The 1,225-nt window shown below is 36.1% G+C and carries 1 pseudogene; it reads right to left on the bottom strand.

The window, feature by feature from the left end:
* Nucleotides 1–1,090: pseudogene (locus BTR25_RS26640) on the bottom strand (IS1182 family transposase); the annotation flags it as partial.
* Between the last annotated feature and the right edge of the window lie 135 nt (nucleotides 1,091–1,225).

The following is a 1,225-nucleotide window of genomic DNA, read 5'->3' as shown; positions in this document are numbered from 1 at the left end:
ATTTTTGGAACGAGTACATTGGGAAAGAAGTGGACAGTTTCCGCATTTCTTTGAATTAGATTTATATTCTTTATAACCTTCACGATTTGTTRTACTGTAGTTTAATTCTTGATCATTAGGACAAACGTATAAATCTCGTTCTTTATCATATGTAAATTTCCATTTTGGGAATAAACCAGTAGTAGGATGATATCTTCTATGGGCAATTACTCCAAAGATATTACGGTCAGATAATCCCTTACAAATCGGGCTCGTGAGATAACCGGAATCAAGTGCCACAGCTTCTACCTTTAACCCAAATTGTTGGACCTGACGGTCCAACCGGCTTARGTAAGGAACAGAATCATGAACATTTCCAGGTGTAACATATACATCTGTAATAATGTTACATTTCATATCTGTAGTCCGGTGATCAAGATAACAAAACATTTCCTGCTTGTTATCACGAGACATAAATCCACATTCAGGATCAGTAGTGCTAACCCGAATTTCTTTCGTTTCCTTCACTTCCTCCTTGTCCTTTAACAGATTTTTTCCGTGTGCTAATCTGTCTTCTTCAACTGCTTTATTTAGTTCATCAAAATAATCACGAGTTTCTACCTCAATTTCTTGTTTTGTGAATTTATGTTTATTAGCATTAGCTTTTAAATGAGTAGAATCCGAAAATAATACACGACCACCAACCATCTTGTGATTCATTGCTTGGAGAACGATCTCATCGAAAGTTTCCTGAAAGATATCAGTCTCCTTAAAACGGTGTTGGCGATTCCAACTAATTGTAGAGTGGTGTAGAACTGGATCCTTTAAATCAAACCTAAAAACCAACGGTATGCAACATTTACTTCAATTTCTCTTTGTAATTGTCGCTCAGAACGGATGCCATAAAGATATCCTATAAACATCAATTTAAATAAATTCAGGGGTCGGAAGGGCGTCCATTATCATCACTATAATAGGGGCGTACCTTTTCAAGAAGAAAAGAAAAATCAATATGTTTATCAATTAAACGGAGAAGGTGATTGTCAGGAACCAAGTCATCAATAGTTACAAATTCAAATTCATTTTGGGTTGATACTTTTGGTTTAAACATATATTTCACCACTTATTATTTAATTTTTAATTATGTAGAGAGCTGTACACTATAGATTTAAACTCTGTTGAATTGCGTGGAAGGCACGTAGACTCCTGCGGGACTAGAAGGTCAGGGTGAGACCCCGCAGGAGCG

It is taken from the genome of Bacillus sp. MRMR6 (assembly GCF_001940785.1).
Taxonomy (GTDB): domain Bacteria; phylum Bacillota; class Bacilli; order Bacillales; family Cytobacillaceae; genus Neobacillus.
This window is presented reverse-complemented; position numbering and strand designations above follow the sequence as displayed.